Raw genomic sequence first — 14,826 nt, forward strand, 5'->3', positions numbered from 1 at the left:
CCAGGAAACGGGTGGCGGGGTGGGGGAGCGGGGCGCAGGATTGGCGGGTGATCGAGGCGTACCCGAAGCAGGCTCCTGTCCGTGCGGCCAGCGCCGTGCGCCGACAGCGCACCCTGCCGCCGGTCGCCTCGCCGCACCTTCCGTCGTCGTGACCGGGGCGTTCCTCGCCGGCCTGGTCGCCGGTTACGGCGTCGCCATCCCGGTCGGTGCGATCGCGATCCTCATCCTCGGGCTCAGCGCCCGTACATCCTTCCGCGTCGGTGCGGGGGCGGCGCTCGGCGTGGCGAGCGCCGACGGTCTCTACGCGGCGGTCGCGGCTCTCGGCGGCACCGCGGTGGCGAGCGGCCTCGCGCCGTTCGCGGGTTCGCTGCGATTGCTCGCCGCGGGCGTGCTGCTGGTCCTCGCCGGCCTCACCGCCTGGCGCGCCCTGCGCCCGCCGGTCACGACCCCCGAGCCGAGCGTGCGGGGTGGTCTGGACACGCCGGTGCGGGCGTTCGGCGCGGTGCTCGCGTTGACCCTGCTCAACCCGGCCACAGTGGTCTACTTCGTGGCGCTCGTCCTCGGCCGGGGCGACGTGCTCGGCCCTGGTCCGGCGGGCGCGGCCGTCTTCACGGCCGGGGTGTTCCTGGCCTCGGCCAGTTGGCAGTTGCTGATCGCCGGGGGCGGCTCGCTGATCGGCCGGGCCCTCACCGGGCCCCGCGCGCGGCGGGTCACCGCGCTGCTGTCCAGCGTCATCGTCGCGGGCCTCGCGGTCGCCACGCTGCTCGGTGTGTGACCGGCGTGGACATGCCCGTGTGTCAGCCGGATTGCGGACCGGTTCATGATCCGTTACCGGGGGATCGGCCGAAACGGCAGTTCCGGACGGCGGAAAGATCCATTGATGGTCCCGCATCCGACCAAAGGTGTTCTCGGCCGTCAGGTCGGCCGGCTCTGTCCTCGGAAGCGCGGATCCCGCGTGCCGGGACGACGCGGATCACCGTCCAGGTAGAACCGCATCCACCTTCCGGGTGATGTCCGCGGTCGCGGGTGGTCCTAGGGTCACGGAACAATCCGTGGGCCGTACACGTACGTCCGGTCATCCCCGCCGGTCGTATGGCAGTCCATACTCGACCCAGCAGGGAGAAGACTTGAGGATCACCCTGTGGCGTCCGCCGCGCGACCGGCAACTCGCCGGTCGGCCTGGGCGCGGACGGACCGCTGCCCTCCTCGTCGCCGCGCTCGCCGCCGCGACGCTTCCCGTTCTCGCGGCGCCCGCGCCCGCCTCCGCCGCACCCGGCGTCCACGGACCGTGGCAGAAGGTGGACGGCAAGCCGGCCGCCACCAAGGCGGGGCGCAAGGCCGCCGTCAAGGCCAAGCGGCTGGCCGCGTACAAGCTGGACCGCGGCACCATGAAGGGCCTGCTCGACAAGGCGCCCGCCGAGAAGCGCGTGGCGGTGGCCCGCGTGGCGAAGCAGGTCGTGTCGCTGCCCGCTCCGGACGGCACGTTCCAGCGTTTCGAGCTGGTCGACTCACCGGTCATGGAGGCCGGCCTGGCCGCCAAGCACCCGGAGATCACCACGTACGCCGGCAAGGGTCTGGACGACCCGGCGGCGACCGTCCGCGCGGACCTCACCCCGCTCGGGTTCCACGCGTCGGTCCGGTCGGCCAAGGGCAACTGGTACATCGACCCGTACTACCAGCGCGACCAGAGCCTCTACGCGAGCTACTTCGCCCGCGACCTGGAGCACCCGGAGGGCGAGTTCGTCGAGCGTGAGGACGTCACGCAGGAGGCGCACGCGCTGGCCGGGGAGATCGCCACGGCGGAGGTTCCGGCCGGGCCGCTGGTGAAGCTGCGCACCTACCGGGTGGCGCTGGTGACCGACCCGTCGTACGCCACCTACTTCGGCGCGGAGAACGTCACCGCCGCGAAGGTGACGCTGATGAACCGGGTCACCCAGATCTACGAGGACGAGACCGCGATCCGGCTCGTGCTGATCAACGACACCGACAAGACCAACCTGAACACGCCGGCCCTGGCCACCGAGCCGAACGGCCCGTGCGGCGCGGCGGCCTGCTTCACGCCGGCGCAGCTCACCTCGTGCGGCAGCGGCACGCTCAGCCGTAACCGGATCGTGCTCGGCCAGCTGGTCGGCGCGAGCAACTACGACGTGGGCCACATCGGCCTTGGCGTCAACGGCGGCGGCGTGGCCAGCCTCGGCGTGATCGGCGGCAACGGCAAGGCGCAGGGCTGCACCGGCCTGCCGACGCCGGTCGGCGACTTCTACGCGGTCGACTACGTCTCGCACGAGATGGGTCACCAGTTCGCCGGCAACCACACCTTCAACGGCACCCAGTACAACTGCTCGGGCGGCAACCGCAGCGCGGCCAACTCGTACGAGCCGGGCAGCGGCTCGTCGATCATGGCGTACGCGGGTATCTGCCAGCAGGACAACCTCCAGCCGCACAGCGACCCGTACTGGTCGCACCGCAGCTACACCGAGATCACCAACTACGTGACCTCGAACCGCCCGGCGATCAACGAGGTGCAGACCGTCTCGCTGTACGGGTTCGACGCCGACGGTGAGTCCTTCACCGTCCGCTACGCGGGCAACGACTCGGCGCCGATCGTGCGGGGCGTCAACTACACCACCGCCGGCATCAAGGCGGCCGTCGAGGGCATCGCCGGCTGGCCGGCCGGCGCGACCGTCACGGTGGCCGCGTTCGGTGGCAGCGGCGCGCTCAACGACAACGGCTTCCAGGTGACCTTCGGCGGCACGCTGGCGACCACGAACGTGGCGTCGCTGGAGCTGACGAACGTCTCCGGCGCCTCCGGCTTCGTCGGCGAGACGGCCAAGGGCGGCGCCATCGACAACGGCGGCTGGCTGGTCGAGGAGACCGGCAACCACGCCCCGGTGGTCACCGTGCCGGACACCGTCACCATCCCGGTGCGTACGCCGTTCGCGCTGACCGGCAGCGCCACCGACGCCGACGACGACACCGTGACGTACCTGTGGGAGCAGAACGACAGGGGCGCCTCGGCCGGCACCGCGCTGGTGAACAACACGAAGGTGAACGGTCCGCTGTTCCGGGTGTTCGGCGAGGCGGCGATCGTGTCGCCGACCGACACGCTGAAGTACCACTCGCCGGGCCTGAACTCGGTCACCACCGACTCGACCCGGGTCTTCCCGGACATGCGGCAGATCCTGGCCGGCAACACCAACGCCGCGACCGGCGCCTGCCCGGCCGCTCCGGCGCCCCCGGCCACCGGTGGCGCGTCGAACGTGCCGGCCGAGCTGGTGGACTGCTACTCCGAGTTCCTGCCCACCCGCGACTGGGTCGGCATGGCCGGCGACCGGACCCTGCACTTCAAGCTCACCGCCCGGGACGGGCGGCTGGGTGGCGGCGGCATCGGCAGCGCCGACGTCGCCGTGGTGCTGGCGCCGGACGCGGGCCCGTTCCTGGTGACCTCGCAGGACACCGCCGCCGTCCTGGACGGCGGCTCGACCCAGACCGTGACGTGGGACGTAGCCGGCACCGACGTGGCGCCGGTGAACGCCGCGCAGGTGAAGATCTCGCTGTCCGCCGACGGCGGGCAGACCTTCCCGTACGTGCTGGCCGAGCAGACCGCCAACACCGGCACCGCGACCGTGTCGCTGCCGAACGTGGCCACCGAGAAGGCCCGGATCAAGATCGAGGCGGTCGGTAACGTCTTCTTCGACGTCAACGACGCCGACTTCACGATCCGGTCCGCCCCGGTCGTCACCAGCACCGCCCCCGACGGTGGTGTGAGCGTGCAGTACAGCGACGCGCTCTCGCCGGCCGTCACCGTCACCGCCACCGACGGCGACACCGCCGGCGCGGACCTGAGCGCTGCGGCCACCGGGCTGCCCGCCGGCCTGTCCCTGGCCGTCACGAACACCTCCGCGACCGACGCCCGTCCGGGTACGCGTACCTGGGCGGTCGCCGGCACCACCACGGCGGCACCGGGTGACTACCCGGTCACCGTGACCGTGTCCGACGGCTCCGGGCTGACCGGCAGCACCTCGTTCACCGTCACCGTCGCCGCCGAGGACGCGGCGGTCAGCTGGGCCGGTGACACGCTGGTGAACACCGCGACCGGCGGCGCGTCCGGCACGGCGCTGCTGCGGGCCGTGGTCCGGGACGGCTCGGTGCTGCCCGGTGCCACGGACACCACGGCGGGCGACATCCGTACCGCCACCGTCACCTTCACCAAGGACGGCGTGACGCTCTGCACCGCCGCGCCGGCCCTGCTCGGCACGGCCACCACCAGCGCGTCCGCGGCGTGTGAGGCCACCCTGCCGAAGGGCACGCACACCGTCACCGCGACAGTGGGCGGCAACTACACGGGCAGCACCACCGCCCAGGTGACAGTGGCCGTCTCCGACGGTGGATTCCTCACCGGCGGCGGGGAGTTCACCGCCACCCGCTCGGCGGGAAGCTACCCGGCCGACGTGAACTCCACTGTCGAGGTGGAGCTGAACGCGAAGCCGGGTAAGGCGAACAAGGCCCCGTCGGGCAAGGCCGAGGTCGAGTTCCGCTCCGGCGGGAAGTCGTACACGATCAAGGCCGACACCGTCGACGCGCTGGGTGTCACCTCGGCGGGTAAGGTCGCCCAGGTGCGCTACCAGGCCGCCCTGTACGACAGCAAGGGCAAGCTGGTGTCCTCCGGCCTGACCCTGGCCGTGACGGTGACCGACCGGGGCGCCCCCGGTAGGAACGACAGCGTCGGGCTCACCCTGTGGAAGGGTGGCGCCCTGCTCCTGTCGTCGGACTGGACGGGCGGCGCGACCGCCGAGGTCAAGCTGAAGGGCGGCAACCTCACCGTCCACTGATCCACGCGGTAGACGCGGGAGGGCGCCGGCACGGTGTCCTCCCGCGTCGCGTCTCCCGGCCCGTCGATGGCGTACCGTCGGGCCATGAGCAGCCGACCCGCCGCCGGGGGCGGCCGGTGGGTCGAGGTCGACCCCGGCCGCGTCGCCCGCTGGGTCGAGGGCTTCACCGACCGGCACGGCCCGCCGACCACGACAGTCCAGGAGTACGGGCTGCTGCTCACCGCCCCGGACGGCGCCACCGCCGAGCTGCACACCCCGCCCGGCGCGAGCGCGTCGGCGGACGTACCCGGATTCGTCGTCTCCGCCACGGCGGCCCGCCGGCTCGGTCTGCTGCTGGCCCGCAAGGGCGCGGTCGCCCTCGGCGTCGCCGACGGCGCCGACCTGGTGGTCTCCAAGGTGGACACCCGGTACGTGCAGGGCCGTACCGCGGCGGGTGGCTGGTCCCAGCAGCGGTTCGCCCGGCGGCGGGACAACCAGGCCAAGGCCGCCCTGGGCGACGCGGCGGAGCTGGCAGTGCGTCTGCTGTTGCCGGAGGTGGGCACGCTCGCGGCGCTGGTGTGCGGCGGTGACAGGCGCGCGGTGGACACGGTGCTTGCCGACCGGCGGCTGGCCCCGCTGACGGCGCTGCGCGCGCCGCGCCTGCTGGACGTGCCGGAGCCCCGGCACGCGGTGCTGGTGGCCGCGGTCGCCGCCGCCCGGGCGGTCCACATCCTGGTCCGCTGAACAGGAAAGATCACCTCAAGACGGCGCAATCCCGTTCCCCGATGGTGCATCGAATCGACTCGATGCCTATCGTCGGTGTCACGAAGCCGGGTCTCCGGGCGACCCGCAGGGCAGCTTCGCCTCCGCCATCACGCGCCGACATCGTTGGGAGAGAACAACTTCATGAGCGGATATCAGGACGGCCGGCTGCGGGCCCGGTGGCGCCGTGCGACGAGGCTCCTCGTCGCGGCGGCGGCGATGAGCGCCGGAAGCCTCGTGCTCACCGCCACGCTGACAGCCGGCACGGCCAACGCGGCTCCGGTGCGGGGCGCCGCGCTCGCCGCGCCCACTGTCACCAGCGTCACCGCGGGCGGCGCGCACACCTGCGCGATCAGCACCGACGGGGGACTGTGGTGCTGGGGCTCCAACTACGCCGGCCAGCTCGGCGACGGCACCACCACCAACCGCAGCGCCCCGGCGCGGGTCGGCACCGCTACCTGGACCGGTGTCGACGGCGGCTCCGGGCACACCTGCGCGGTACGCACGGACGGCACGCTGTGGTGCTGGGGCTCGAACTTCCGGGGCCAGCTCGGCGACGGGACCACCACCAGCCGCAGCACCCCGGTGCAGGTCGGCACCGCGACCACCTGGGCCCGGGTCGACGCCGGCCCCCAGCACACCTGCGCGATCCGCACCGACGGCACGCTCTGGTGCTGGGGCTTCAACCGGACCACGCAGCTCGGCGTCGGCGCCTCGCCGTACGTCGCGAACACCCCGCTGCAGGTCGGCACGGCCACCGACTGGGTGAGCGTCTCGACCGGCTACGGGCACACCTGCGGTGTCCGCACCGGCGGCACGCTCTGGTGCTGGGGGTCCAGCTCGGACGGCCAGCTCGGGCTCGGCAACCTGGCACCCCAGACCGCGCCCGCGCAGGTCGGCACCGCCACCGGGTGGACCGGCGTGGCGGCCGGATACGCCCACACCTGCGGGATCCGCTCCGGCGCGCTGTGGTGCTGGGGTGAGAACGGATACGGCCAGCTCGGCGTGAGCGGCACCTACCGGACCGCGCCGGTGCAGATCGGCACCGCCACCACCTGGAACCGGATCGCCGCGAGCAGCGACACGAGCTGCGCGTCGCGTACCGACGGCACCCTGTGGTGCTGGGGCAAGAACTCGGCCGGGCAGGTGGGCGACGGCAGCACCACCCACCGGTCCGCGCCCGCCCAGGTCGGTTCCGCCACCAGCTGGACCGGCGGACTGGCGGTCACCGACCACGGCTGCGCGATCCGTACCGACGCCGGCCTGTGGTGCTGGGGCGACAACAGCGGTGGTCAGCTCGGTGACGGGACGACTGTCAACCGGTCCACTCCGGCTCAGGTGACCCTGCCGGCCTGACCGGCCCCGGAAACGACATCGGCCCGCACCGCCGGTCTGCGGCGGTGCGGGCCGATGCGCGGCGCGGGGATCAGGCCCCGGCGCCGAAGGTGTCGCAGGACTTCGGGTCGCCGGTGGTGAAGCCCTTGGTGAACCACTGCTTGCGCTGCTCGGAGCTGCCGTGGGTGAACTCGTCCGGGTTCACCGGCCGGCCGGAGCGCTGCTGGATGGCGTCGTCGCCGATCTTCTCGGCCGTGTCGATGGCCTGCGAGATGTCCTGCTCGGTGATGCTCTTGAAGATCTTCTGGCCCTGCTCGTCGGCGGTGCCGGTGGCGTTCTTCGCCCAGGCCCCGGCGTAGCAGTCGGCCTGCAGCTCCAGCTTCACCGAGAGCGCGTTCGCGCTCTGCGGGTCGCGCTGCTGCTGGCGGCGCATCTGCGCCTCGGTGCCGAGCAGGTCCTGCACGTGGTGGCCGTACTCGTGGGCAAGTACGTACGGCTGGGCGAACTCGCCCTCGGCGCCGAGCTGGTCGGCCAGCAGCTTGTAGAAGCTGAGGTCGATGTAGACCAGGTCGTCGGCCGGGCAGTAGAACGGGCCGACGCCGGAGTCGGCCGCGCCGCAGGCCGTGCTGACGTTCTGGCTGAAGAACACCGTCTTCGACGGCTTGTACTGCTCGCCGAACGCCTCCGGCATGGCGGTGCGCCAGTACGCCTGGATCGAGTTGACGTAGAGCGCGTTGCGGCAGTCGAGCTGCTTCAGCGCGTCCTGCGCCGAGCACTTCTGCTCCAGCGAGGTGTTGTCGCCCTGCTCGGAACCGCCGCCGTTGGTGGCGGCGTTGAGGCCGAAGCCGCCGCCCACCAGGGCGACGAGTACGGCGATGATGATGCCCACGATCCCGCCCCGGCCGCCGCCGATCGGGATCGGAATGCCCATCCCGCCGCCTCCGCCGGACCCTCGCCGGTCGTCCACCTGGCTGGTGTCGACCCGCGCGTTCTCGTTCAGCTCCATGTTGACCCCGATCACCGATGTGTCCGTATGTGGTGGTTGCGGTACCGGACCGGGTCCGGACGGCGGTTTCCGTACCCGATGATCTTGCACGGTAATCCGGGGGAGCGGGTCCGTGGGGCCCGGTACACTTGCCCCCGTGCTGCGCTGCGAAGGCTGAACGGCCCCGCGCCGACGGGAAATCACCACCCGCCGGCGCTTTCGCGTGCCCTGAGTCAGCCCTTCCGGACCCGAGAGCGAGTACTCCGAAATGATCACTGCCACCGGCCTGGAACTGCGTGCCGGTTCCCGGATCCTGCTGTCCGACACCACCCTGCGGGTGCAGCCGGGGGACCGGATCGGCCTGGTCGGCCGCAACGGCGCCGGCAAGACCACCACACTCAAGGTGCTCGCCGGTGAGGGCCAGCCGTACGCCGGCCAGATCGACCGGCGCAGCGCCATCGGCTACCTGCCGCAGGACCCGCGTACCGGTGACCTGGACGTCACCGGCCGGGACCGGGTGCTCTCCGCCCGCGGGCTGGACGTGCTCATGGCGCAGATGAAGGAGCTGGAGAACAAGCTCGCCGAGGGCGCCGACGACGAGCGGCTGGTCCGCCGCTACGGCGCGCTGGAGGACCAGTTCGCCTCGCTCGGCGGCTACGCGGCCGAGGCCGAGGCGGCCCGGATCTGCGCCAACCTCGGCCTGCCCGACCGGGCCCTGGCGCAGACCATCGGCACGCTCTCCGGCGGCCAGCGCCGCCGCATCGAGCTGGCCCGGATCCTGTTCCGCGACGCCGGGGAGAACGGCGGCGGCATCCTGCTGCTCGACGAGCCCACCAACCACCTCGACGCCGACTCGATCACCTGGCTGCGCGGCTTCCTCGGCAACCACAAGGGCGGCCTGATCGTGATCTCCCACGACGCCTCGCTGCTGGAGGCGGTGGTCAACAAGGTCTGGTTCCTGGACGCCACCCGGTCCGTGGTCGACACCTACAACCTGGGCTGGAAGGCGTACCTGGAGGCGCGGGAGACCGACGAGCGGCGCCGCCGCCGGGAGCGCGCAAACGCCGAGAAGAAGGCCGGCGCGCTGATGGCGCAGGCGGACAAGATGCGGGCCAAGGCCACCAAGACCGTCGCCGCGCAGAACATGGCCCGCCGCGCCGAGCGGCTGCTCTCCGGCCTGGACGAGGTCCGCGTCGCGGACAAGGTCGCCAAGGTACGGTTCCCGAGCCCCGCGCCGTGCGGCAAGACGCCGCTGACCGCGACCGGCCTGTCCAAGTCGTACGGGTCGCTGGAGATCTTCACCGACGTCAACGTGGCTGTGGACCGGGGCTCACGGGTGGCCATCCTCGGCCTCAACGGCGCCGGCAAGACCACGCTGCTGCGGATGCTCGGCGGGCTGCTGGAGCCGGACACCGGCGAGGTGCGTCCCGGCCACGGGCTGCGGCTGGGCTACTACGCCCAGGAGCACGAGACGCTCGACGTGGACCGCACGATCCTGGAGCACATGCGCAGCGCCGCGTCCGACCAGACCGACACCGACCTGCGCAAGATCCTCGGTGCGTTCCTGTTCTCCGGCGAGGACGTGGACAAGCCGGCCGGTGTGCTCTCCGGCGGCGAGAAGACCCGGCTGGCGCTGGCCACGCTGGTCTGCTCGGGCGCCAACGTGCTGCTGCTGGACGAGCCGACGAACAACCTCGACCCGGTGAGCCGCGAGCAGGTGCTCGACGCGATCGCCCGCTACCCGGGCGCGATCGTGCTGGTCACGCACGACCCGGGCGCGGTCAGCGCGCTCAAGCCGGACCGCGCCATCCTGTTGCCCGACGGCGACGAGGACGCCTGGTCCGACGACCTGCTGGAGCTGGTCGAGCTCGCCTGACCCCTTCCCGCGCCGCCTGCCCGCGCCCCTTGCCGGTTGATCATGAAGTTGGCGGCACTCTTTGAGATCCAGATCGCCGTCAACTTCATGATCGACGGAGAAGACGGGCGGGGGCGGTCAGGCCAGGAGGGCGGCCAGGTGGGGGAGGACGCCGGAGGTGAGCAGGATGGTCGCGCCGATGGCGATGAAGATCGCCGGGACCAGCCAGTGGCCGGCGCGGCCGACCAGCGCCACCACCCGGGGGTGCCCGCCGAGCGCGGCGGCGACCGCGCACCACACGGCCACCAGCACGGCGAACACCAGCAGCCAGATCAGCCCGGTGAGCGGGTCGAGGGCGCGGAAGACCGGCACGTAGACGGCGATGTTGTCGGCGCCGTTGGCCACTGTGACCCCGGCGACGCCGGCCAGGCTGCCGACCACCGCCGGCGGCTCGTCGTCGTCGCGCCGGGCCGACAGCGCCCGGGCGCCCAGCCCGATCGGCAGCAGGCCGAGCAGGCCCGGCCACGGGTCGGGCACCACGAGCAGCCCGGCGGCGGCCACCGCCGCGATCGCGACGAGCGCGCCGATGCCCGCGTACTGCCCGGCGACGATCTGCCACGGCCGGGGACGCCCGGTGTGCCGGGCGGCCACGAACAGCACCGTGAGCACGACGATGTCGTCGAGGTTGGTGGCGGCGAAGACGCCTGCGGCACCCGCCGCGGCCGTGATCATGTCAATCACCCCGGGCACGATACGGCCCGTCGCACCCGCGCACCCACCGCCGGCATGATCCATGCCGACGCGCCGACGCGCAGGCGTCCGGAGCGCGGCGAGGCGGTCCCGTCGAAAGTGGTGCCGATCAGGCGGGAGGATGCCGCCAGTTCGTCGAACCGGCGCGGAACGAATCGTCGTCAGTCGATCGAAGGGCCGATTGGCGGCGCCTCTCGTGCTCTCGCCGGCATGGACGGGCCGACCACGGAGAGGGCGTTGGCCCGTCCATCCACTGAGATGCCGCCACCTCGCCGAACCTGGGGCGACGGGCTCGTCCGGCGGGCCGGTACGGATCAGCCGGCCGGAAGGATCACTCTATCGGGAAGCTGACATTGCGTAGCGTGTCGGTTGGCGAATAGTTGATATCTGGCGCATGATCGTCCGAGGCGGTCTAATAGGTGGGACCGTATCCGAACCGCACAGTCTGGGACGTGAGGAATCAGCATGGCAGCCACTGGCACAGCCACCAGCACTGAGAAGGGTCGCCGGATCGTCGGGGCCGAGCGTCAGACGCTCGCCAAAGACCTGGTAAAGCGGTACACCGGCGGAGAGAGCATTCGTGCTCTGGCGGCCTCGACCGGCCGTTCCTACGGGTTCATCCACCGGGTGCTCACCGAATCCGGGGTGCAGCTGCGGCAGCGCGGCGGCGCCCGGCGCCGGAAGAAGGCGTGATCCGCCCCCCAGCGTCGTCCACCCGCGCGTTCCGGGGCGTCCGGTGACCGCCGAGACGACCGGAGTGCGCTTCGACTGCGACGGGCCGGTCGCGACGGTGACGTTGTGCCGGCCCGACGTGCTGAACGCCCAGACCCCCGCGATGTGGCGCGCGATGAGCGACTTCTCCCGCGACCTGCCGGGCGACGTGCGCGTCGTCGTCGTACGCGGGGAGGGGCGTGCCTTCTCCGCGGGCCTGGACCTGGCGGTCGCCGGCGCGACCGGGCCGGGCTCCTTCGCCGAGCTGGCCGCGATGCCGGAGGCCGAGTGCGCCGACCGGATCGCCGAGTACCAGGGCGGTTTCACCTGGCTGCACCGGCCGGACGTGGTGTCGATCGCCGCGGTGCAGGGCCACGCCATCGGCGCCGGCTTCCAGCTGGCTCTCGCCTGCGACATGCGGGTCCTCGCCGCCGACGCCAAGCTCTCCATGGCCGAGGTGACGCTCGGGCTGGTCCCCGACCTGGCTGGTACGCGCCGCCTGGTCGAGCTGGTCGGCTACTCCCGGGCGCTGGAGATCTGCGCCACCGGCCGGCGGATGGACGCCACCGAGGCGGACCGGATCGGCCTGGCCACGCTCGTGGTGCCGAACGACGAGCTGGACGGCGCCGTGCGTGACCTGTCCGCCGGGCTGCTGGCGAACAACCGGGACGCGATCATCGAGATCAAGGCGCTGCTCGCGGGCGCGGCCGGGCGCTCGCATGCCGAGCAGCAGCGCGCCGAGCGGGAGGCGCAGACCCGGCGGATCCGGGACCTGGCCGGGCGGGGCGAATAGCCGGTACGGCGATTTCGTAAGGACCGTTCGGGAAGATCTGGGTTACTCGCGAGGTTGTCACAGGCGTCGGGAGAATGGACTCCGACGGTTCCTGCTGCCCTGACGACCCGGAGGTGACGAGTGTCCCACCCGATGGCCGGCGGCGGCATGGGCGGCTGGAGCATGCTCCGGTCGCTGCGCAACCGTGACGAGGTCTCCGCCCACGAGCTCAAGCGCGGCACCGCCCGGCGGATCGTCGCGTTCGCCCAGCCCTACCGGCGCGACATCATCGTCTTCCTGATCACCGTGATCGTCGCCGCGGTGATCGGTGTGGCCACGCCGCTGCTCGCCGGTGACGTCATCGACGCGATCGCCGGCGCCGGCCCGGACGCCCGCTCGACAGTCGTGCGGCTCGCCCTGATCATCGCCGCGCTGGCTGTGGCCGACGCCCTGTTCTCCCTGGTCCAGCGGTGGTATTCGGCCCGCATCGGCGAGGGCATCATCCTCGACCTGCGCACCCGGGTGTACGACCACGTCCAGCGGATGCCGTTGCAGTTCTTCACCCGCACCCAGACCGGCGCGCTGGTCAGCCGGCTCAACAACGACGTGCTCGGCGCCCAGCGCGCGTTCACCTCGACGCTGTCCGGCGTGGTCAGCAACGTCATCCAGCTCGTGCTGACCGCCGGGGCGATGCTCGTGCTGTCCTGGCAGATCACCGTGCTGGCGCTGGTGCTGCTGCCGATCTTCATCATCCCGGCCCGTCGGGTCGGCCGGCGGCTGGCCGAGATCACCCGCGAGTCGTACAACCTCGACGCCAAGATGAACGCGACGATGACCGAGCGCTTCGGTGTGGCGGGCGCGCTCCTGGTCAAGCTGTTCGGCGCACCGGAGGTGGAGGCCGACCGGTTCGCCCGCCGGGCCGAGCGGGTGCGCGACATCGGCATCCAGTCCGCGATGTACTCGCGGACGTTCTTCGTCGCGATGCTGCTCGTCGCGTCCCTGGCCCAGGCCCTGACGTACGGCGTCGGCGGCTGGCTGGCGGTCACCGGCGCGGTCAGCGCCGGCACAGTGGTCAAGCTGGCGCTGCTGCTGACCCGCCTCTACGGTCCGCTGACCGCGCTGTCGAACGTCCGGGTCGACGTGATGAGCGCGCTCGTCTCGTTCGACCGGGTCTTCGAGGTGCTCGACCTGCGCCCGACCATCGCCGAGAAGCCCGAGGCGGTGCCGGTGCCGCGCGGCAGCGGCCGGGTCGAGTTCCGCGACGTACGCTTCCGCTACCCGAGCGCCGCGGAGGTGTCGCTGGCCTCCCTGGAGGAGGTGTCGACGCTCGACCGGACGGTCAACGAGCCGGTGCTCAAGGGCGTGTCGTTCGCCGTCGAGCCGGGGCAGATGGTGGCCCTGGTCGGTCCCTCCGGCGCGGGCAAGTCGACGCTGTCCATGCTGATCTCCCGGATCTACGACGTCAGCGACGGCCAGGTGCTTGTCGGTGGCGTCGACGTACGGGACGCCACGCTCGCCTCGCTGCGCGACGAGATCGGCGTGGTCACCCAGGACTCGCACCTGTTCCACGAGACGATCCGGGAGAACCTGCGCTACGCCAAGCCGGACGCCACCGACGACGAGATCTGGGCGGCGCTGGCCGGCGCGCAGGTCGCCGACCTGGTCCGGGCGCTGCCGGACGGGCTCGACACGACTGTCGGTGAGCGGGGCTACCGCTTCTCCGGCGGCGAGAAGCAGCGCATCGCCATCGCCCGCCTGCTGCTCAAGGCCCCGTCGATCGTGATCCTCGACGAGGCCACCGCGCACCTGGACTCGGAGAGCGAGGCAGCTGTGCAGCGGGCGCTGGCGGTGGCGCTGACCGGGCGTACCGCGCTGGTCATCGCGCACCGGCTCTCCACGGTGCGCGACGCCGACCAGATCCTCGTGCTCGACGAGGGCCGGATCGTGGAGCGCGGCCGGCACGACGAGCTGGTGGCCGTCGGCGGCCTGTACGCCGAGCTGTACCGCACCCAGTTCGCGATCACCGACTCGCCCGCGCCGCACGCCGAGGCCGAGCAGCCCGAGCCCGTGGTGACCACGGTGCCGATGGGCACCTACGTCGCCCACGAGGCCATGCCCCCGGCCGCGGCCAACTAGCCCGCGACGACAGCGGCACGCAGCTCGGCGAACGCGGCACCAAGCGTCTCCGGGGTGAAGTGGGCGTTCAGGCCGCTCGGGTTGGGCAGCACCCAGAGCCGGGCCGCCGCGAGCGTTTCCGGCTGCGGCCCGAATCCGGCCTTCGGCCGGGCGAACCCGATCCGGTACGCGGTCACCCCGACCACCGCCACCCAGCGCGGCCGGTAGCCCTCGACCTTGGCGGTGAGCGTGGCGGCGCCGTCGACGAGTTCCGCGGGGGTGAGTTCGTCGGCGCGGGCGCTGGCCCGGGCCACCATGTTGGTGATGCCGAGGCCCAGCGCCGGGAGCGTGTCCTGCTCGCTGGGGTGCAGCAGGCGCGGCGTGAAGCCGCCGCGGTGCAGGGCGGGCCAGAAGCGGTTGCCGGGGCGGGCGAAGTGCCAGCCGGTGGCTGCCGACCACAGGCCCGGGTTGATGCCGACGAACAGCACGTCCAGGCCGGGCCCGATCACGTCGGGCAGCAGCCGGTCGGCCGCCGCGGCGAGCTGTTCCCGGCTGGGCCGGGGGTGGCTTCGGGCGGGTGTGCCCGGGCCGGGCGCGGCCTCGGGCCGCCCACCGGCCGGACGCCGTCGATCGCTCACCGTCCCTCCGCCCCGGGTGCCCGGCCCGCCGCGACCACCCGCACCCCGCTCACCAGAGCAGCCGCCACGGGAGGCCCGTTCACCGCGCCCAC

11 protein-coding genes are annotated in these 14,826 nt (G+C 72.4%); 8 read left to right on the forward strand and 3 right to left on the reverse strand.

The window, feature by feature from the left end; all coding sequences use genetic code 11:
- The first annotated feature begins 148 nt into the window (after nucleotides 1–148).
- The 4 genes from AB0C17_RS06115 (at nucleotide 149) to AB0C17_RS06130 (ending at nucleotide 6,929) form a co-directional block, all read left to right on the forward strand.
- On the forward strand, nucleotides 149–775 hold the full coding sequence (locus AB0C17_RS06115) for a LysE family transporter (protein WP_357476924.1): 627 nt from the start codon (nucleotides 149–151) through the stop codon (nucleotides 773–775).
- Between the two features lie 352 nt (nucleotides 776–1,127).
- The gene (locus AB0C17_RS06120; RefSeq protein ID WP_357476927.1) at nucleotides 1,128–4,832 is read left to right on the forward strand and encodes a M12 family metallo-peptidase; all 3,705 of its coding nucleotides are present in this window, start codon (nucleotides 1,128–1,130) and stop codon (nucleotides 4,830–4,832) included.
- An 84-nt stretch (nucleotides 4,833–4,916) separates the two neighbouring features.
- Nucleotides 4,917–5,555 (forward strand): acVLRF1 family peptidyl-tRNA hydrolase, encoded by a 639-nt coding sequence (locus tag AB0C17_RS06125; RefSeq protein WP_357476930.1) that lies wholly within the window; start codon nucleotides 4,917–4,919, stop codon nucleotides 5,553–5,555.
- A 162-nt stretch (nucleotides 5,556–5,717) separates the two neighbouring features.
- Nucleotides 5,718–6,929, forward strand: a complete 1,212-nt coding sequence (locus AB0C17_RS06130) for a hypothetical protein (RefSeq protein WP_357476933.1) — start codon at nucleotides 5,718–5,720, stop codon at nucleotides 6,927–6,929.
- Between the two features lie 70 nt (nucleotides 6,930–6,999).
- On the opposite strand, the gene AB0C17_RS06135 is transcribed toward AB0C17_RS06130, so the two are convergent.
- Complete coding sequence (locus tag AB0C17_RS06135; RefSeq protein WP_357477269.1) at nucleotides 7,000–7,914, reverse strand: neutral zinc metallopeptidase; 915 nt, start codon at nucleotides 7,912–7,914, stop codon at nucleotides 7,000–7,002.
- A gap of 247 nt (nucleotides 7,915–8,161) precedes the next feature.
- On the opposite strand from AB0C17_RS06135, the gene AB0C17_RS06140 reads away from it, so the two are divergent.
- Nucleotides 8,162–9,769: an ABC-F family ATP-binding cassette domain-containing protein gene (locus AB0C17_RS06140; RefSeq protein WP_357476936.1), complete on the forward strand. Its 1,608-nt coding sequence runs from the start codon at nucleotides 8,162–8,164 to the stop codon at nucleotides 9,767–9,769.
- 117 nt (nucleotides 9,770–9,886) lie between these two features.
- On the opposite strand, the gene AB0C17_RS06145 is transcribed toward AB0C17_RS06140, so the two are convergent.
- Entirely contained in the window at nucleotides 9,887–10,480 is a 594-nt protein-coding gene (locus AB0C17_RS06145; protein WP_357474531.1) for a cadmium resistance transporter, read from the reverse strand.
- A 483-nt stretch (nucleotides 10,481–10,963) separates the two neighbouring features.
- Here AB0C17_RS06145 and AB0C17_RS06150 point away from each other — a divergent pair, with 483 nt between their 5' ends.
- The 3 genes from AB0C17_RS06150 to AB0C17_RS06160 all read left to right on the forward strand — a co-directional run bounded on the left by AB0C17_RS06150 (nucleotide 10,964) and on the right by AB0C17_RS06160 (nucleotide 14,117).
- Complete coding sequence (locus AB0C17_RS06150; RefSeq protein WP_007072022.1) at nucleotides 10,964–11,191, forward strand: helix-turn-helix domain-containing protein; 228 nt, start codon at nucleotides 10,964–10,966, stop codon at nucleotides 11,189–11,191.
- Nucleotides 11,192–11,234: 43 nt separating this feature from the next.
- Entirely contained in the window at nucleotides 11,235–12,002 is a 768-nt protein-coding gene (locus tag AB0C17_RS06155; protein ID WP_091420376.1) for an enoyl-CoA hydratase/isomerase family protein, read from the forward strand.
- 132 nt (nucleotides 12,003–12,134) lie between these two features.
- Nucleotides 12,135–14,117: an ABC transporter ATP-binding protein gene (locus AB0C17_RS06160; protein ID WP_357477272.1), complete on the forward strand. Its 1,983-nt coding sequence runs from the start codon at nucleotides 12,135–12,137 to the stop codon at nucleotides 14,115–14,117.
- On the opposite strand, the gene mug is transcribed toward AB0C17_RS06160, so the two are convergent.
- Nucleotides 14,114–14,734 carry a G/U mismatch-specific DNA glycosylase gene (mug, locus tag AB0C17_RS06165; RefSeq protein ID WP_357476940.1) on the reverse strand — a complete coding sequence of 207 codons (621 nt, stop codon included), beginning with the start codon at nucleotides 14,732–14,734 and terminating at the stop codon, nucleotides 14,114–14,116. The two genes, AB0C17_RS06160 and mug, sit on opposite strands and share 4 nt — an antisense overlap.
- Nucleotides 14,735–14,826 lie beyond the last annotated feature (92 nt).

The organism is Micromonospora sp. NPDC048887 (assembly GCF_040649715.1).
In the GTDB taxonomy this organism is placed as follows: Bacteria; Actinomycetota; Actinomycetes; order Mycobacteriales; family Micromonosporaceae; genus Micromonospora.

Coding starts and splice junctions, on each gene's coding strand:
- AB0C17_RS06160 (WP_357477272.1), top strand. CDS start 12,135: ATGGCCGGCGGCGGCATGGGCGGCTGGAGCATGCTCCGGTCGCTGCGC.
- AB0C17_RS06125 (WP_357476930.1), top strand. CDS start 4,917: ATGAGCAGCCGACCCGCCGCCGGGGGCGGCCGGTGGGTCGAGGTCGAC.
- AB0C17_RS06130 (WP_357476933.1), top strand. CDS start 5,718: ATGAGCGGATATCAGGACGGCCGGCTGCGGGCCCGGTGGCGCCGTGCG.
- AB0C17_RS06140 (WP_357476936.1), top strand. CDS start 8,162: ATGATCACTGCCACCGGCCTGGAACTGCGTGCCGGTTCCCGGATCCTG.
- AB0C17_RS06145 (WP_357474531.1), bottom strand. CDS start 10,480: ATGATCACGGCCGCGGCGGGTGCCGCAGGCGTCTTCGCCGCCACCAAC.
- AB0C17_RS06135 (WP_357477269.1), bottom strand. CDS start 7,914: ATGGAGCTGAACGAGAACGCGCGGGTCGACACCAGCCAGGTGGACGAC.
- AB0C17_RS06150 (WP_007072022.1), top strand. CDS start 10,964: ATGGCAGCCACTGGCACAGCCACCAGCACTGAGAAGGGTCGCCGGATC.